Source organism: Microbispora sp. KK1-11, assembly GCF_006874435.1.
GTDB classification, from domain to species: domain Bacteria; phylum Actinomycetota; class Actinomycetes; order Streptosporangiales; family Streptosporangiaceae; genus Microbispora; species Microbispora catharanthi.
In genome coordinates, this window is record NZ_VIRJ01000076.1 from 1 (window position 1) to 3,696 (window position 3,696).

The following is a 3,696-nucleotide window of genomic DNA, read 5'->3' on the forward strand; positions in this document are numbered from 1 at the left end:
CGTAGACGCGCAGTTCACCGGCGCTGGTGGTGGTCCACTGCTGGTTGGGCTGGCCGTTGCAGTCCCAGATCTGCGCCTGGGCGCCGTTGGCCTGCGACGCCCCGCTGACGTCCAGGCACCGCCCGGACCCCACACCCTTCAGCGCGCTCGTCGCCGGCGGGTTGCCGCTCGGCGAGACGGTCGGCGAGGCGGTGGGCGAGGGAGAGGGCGAGGTCGGCGGGGTCGTGTCGAACTGCGTCAGGAACTTCCACGCCTCGCCCGAGGTCCAGGTCCTCCAGCCGTCACAGGTGCACCCGTCGATCGGGCCCGGGGTGTGGCCCCCGTCGAACGCCGCCCACACGACCGGGTACCCGGCCCGGCACCCCGAGTAGGCGGTGACGATGTGGGTCAGGCTGCCCGACCTCGGCTCGGGCGGATTCTGCGCGGTGCAGCCGTTGTTCCTGACGAACGTGTCACGCAGCCCTCGCCCCGTGGAGATGTTGAGCACCGGGTCCCCGATGCCGTGCACCCCCATGTACGCGATGGGCTGGGTGCCGCCGTTGCACCCGCTGAGCTGCGCGCCGGAGTAGACCACGACCGCGCGGAAGACCGACGCCCGGGCGCAGGCGAGCGCGTAGCTCATGCCGCCGCCGTAGCTGAAGCCCGTGGAGAAGATCTGGCTGGTGTCGACGCACAGGCCGGCCTCGATCTGCCTGAGCATGTCGTCGACGAAGGTCAGGTCCTGACCTCCGGGGTTGGCCCAGCCGTTGCCGTTGCCCTGGGGCGCGACGAAGATCGTGCCGTTGTTCGCGGCGTCCGCCAGGCGCCGCAGGCCATAGTACGACCAGTTGTACCCGTCGGTTCCGCCCGAGTCGACGTCGTTGGCGGTGCCGCCGTTCCAGTGGAACCCGAAGATCAGGCGGTAGGGGCGGTTGCTGTCGTAGTTGGCGGGCACCCGCAGGATGTAGCTGCGGTTCTGGCCGCCGCTCGCAATCGAGTGCGCGCCGCTCGCCAGCGTCGGGGCCTTGCCGCATCCGGCGGTCGGCGCGGCGGCCACGGCGCTGCGCGTGGCCGACGTCGTTCCGCCGAGCGCCGTGCCGCTTATGCCCAGGACGAGAACTGCTGCCGCCGCGATTGCGGCGAAAAGGGATTTGTGACTCAACATACGCAACTCCATGCGCGGTTAGGGGGTCAGCGGTAGCCGGCGGCGACGACGTCGGCCTGTACGGCGTTCTCGGTGGCGTCGGAGGGGTAGCCCGCCACCATCGCTCCTTCGTAGAAGGTGCCGGCGCTGAGGTTGGCGCCGCCATCGGGCTTGCAGCAGTCGCCGCCGCTGCCCAGGACGATGGCACCCTGCTTCTTCATGGGGCTGTAGCCGGGGGGAAGCGCGCCGTCGTAGAGGGTGTACAGGGTGCCGGACTGCGCGTTGCTGCCCTTGATCGCGAATCGGCTGGTGCCGTTGTTCTTCAGCGTGGCCGTGACGAACTTGCTGGTGAAGGCACGCTGGTTGGGGTTCCAGGACTGGCTTCCGCCGGGGTAGAGCCCCCATTCGAGGTCGGCCTGGACCCACGGGCCGGAGCCGGAGCAACCGCCGAACCAGCAGCTCGTGCCGAAGTAGATGGCGTCCATGGCGCCGGCGGCGTCGGCCTTGCGGGTGGTCTCGCTGTTGCCGTAGTCGAAGCAGCAGCCGCTGTTGACGTGCGTGCCGCTGGTCACCATGTACATGCCCTCGGGCGCGGTGCCGGTCGGCACGCCGGTCAGGTGACCGTCCCGCCAGTAGCTGTTGCCGGGGTTGATGTACAGGGAGTAGGCCTTGTTGCCGCCCACGGACAGCGACTCGGTGGTCGCGATCGCGGGCTTGCTCTGCGGGGACCCGGGGACCACGCTCGACCCCTGGTACCACAGGTCGTTGCCGCGCCCGGACTGGTCGTACACGACGGTGACGACGCAGGTGGTGCCGGCGCAGAAGGAGTCCTGGGCCGCGGCGTTGGCGGTGCCGCCCGCGGTCAGGACGCCGATGTTCCTGGTCGTGTTGTCGGAGGAGCGCCGCACCTGGTACAGGTTGCCGTTGTAGGCGTTGTAGAGCGCCCGCGTGGTGCTGTGAGCGGCCACGCAGGGTGTGCCGCCGGCGGCGTAGATGTCACACGGACGCGAGCCGGGCGGCGGCGGGCTCGGCGACGTGGGCGGAGTCGGCGACGTGGTGGGCCCGCCTCCCGCGACGGTCCACCTCTGGTTGCTCTGCCCGTTGCAGGTCCACAGGGTGACCGCGGTCCCGTTGGCCGTGGCCGCCTGGTACACGTCCAGGCACAGACCGGACTGGACCCCGGTGACGGACCCGTCGGCGTTCTGGCGCCACTTCTGGTTGGCCTGCCCGTTGCACGACCAGATGACCACCTTCGTGCCCGGCGACGTCCCCTGGCCGTACGCGTCCACGCACCGCGTGCCGCCGAACGTCCGCAGCTCACCGGCCGAGGTGAACTCGAACGCCTGGTTGGCCTGGCCGTTGCAGTCCCAGATCTGCAGGGCGGCGCCCAGCGCATCGGTGTTGCCCGCCACGTCCAGGCAGCGCCCCGAGGGCGCGCTGACCAGCGGCGCCATCGCCGCCGATGCCGGCGCCGACCAGGTCAGGGCGGTGGCGAGAAGGGCCGCGAGCGCTGCCACGAGGCAGGCCGCGACGGCCGCCGGTGAGCGCCGCCCGCGAGCCGCATGGCCCGACAGGTCAACGGACGAAGAACCCATTGCTTTCACTCCTTGGGGGGAAGGCACGGCGGAGACAGCCACGTGCTGAATCCGGGCAGCCTCGCCGGAGCCGGCGATAGGCGGTCGTGTCCCATGCGGCGGGTCACTGTGGGAGCAGCCCGCAGTGGACGGCTGGGCCGCGGGAGCCGGCCGCTCCTCGGTCCTTACGCTCGGTACCGATCAGGCGTCGTCCGTAGCGTGGAGACCGAGGCGATGTCGGGTCCCGGTCGCGGACCCGATCCGCGCGAAGGCGCATGCACGAAGGAGGAAGGGGTCGCGGACAGCGGGTGAGAGGTCCGGCTGCAGCCCGGAACGCCGACGGCGCGCCTCACGCCGTCGTGCGCGGCGAGCCGCGACGTCGGTGGATCACCATCCAGGTCACACCGCATCGGCGAGCGTCTGCTCGGAACCTCCTCGCAAAAGGTCCACGAACCGATTCGCCTCGACCGGGCGACGAGACCCAGCCCCTTATTGCCTCCTGGCGGCGATTATGGGCTTTGTTAGCGCTAACAGATCGACAGAGACTTAACTCGTTCCTTCCTGCCGGCGGATTGGGGGGTGGCGGGATGCAGCGAAGCAAATACGACGGGCGACCTGCGTGTCAAGAACCTCGTTCCCCTTCTTACCGGGGCACGTAAGGGCCTGGAGTCCCGGCCGCGGCTCTCAGCAGGGATGCTCGCGGTCCCCTGCCGGTCGCGCGCGAATGAAAGATTCACAGACCGCCTCGATCGGACCGGCGCCCTCGGCCCGTCCGCGACCCGACCGCTGATCGCGTCATCGAAACGGTTCGTATCCATGGTTATGGAGGCACTCCAGCGGCGGTGCTGGCGGGCGGCTCAGCCGGCCGAACGGAACAGGCGCTGCTGGATCTCTCTGCGGTAGTCGTCGAGTGTGTTGTCGATGTGGGTGGCGGCGGCGTGGGCGGCTGCTTCGGGGTCGCCGGCGCGGATGGCCTGGTAGATGGCGTCGTGTTCTTCG

General features: G+C 70.1%; 3 protein-coding genes. All 3 read right to left on the bottom strand.

What is annotated here, in order from left to right:
* Positions 1-1,144: RICIN domain-containing protein (locus tag FLW16_RS42710; RefSeq protein ID WP_142566690.1), on the bottom strand; the 1,144-nt coding region annotated here is incomplete at its 3' end.
* A gap of 26 nt (positions 1,145-1,170) precedes the next feature.
* A complete protein-coding gene (locus FLW16_RS42715; RefSeq protein ID WP_142566691.1) occupies positions 1,171-2,718 on the bottom strand; it encodes an arabinofuranosidase catalytic domain-containing protein in 1,548 nt (515 codons plus the stop codon).
* An 836-nt stretch (positions 2,719-3,554) separates the two neighbouring features.
* A partial coding sequence (locus tag FLW16_RS46425) for an FCD domain-containing protein (RefSeq protein WP_139580905.1) occupies positions 3,555-3,696 on the bottom strand: 142 nt, incomplete at its 5' end.

Excerpts from the sequence above, each read along its gene's own strand:
- FLW16_RS42715 (WP_142566691.1), bottom strand. The coding sequence starts at position 2,718 with ATGGGTTCTTCGTCCGTTGACCTGTCGGGCCATGCGGCTCGCGGGCGG.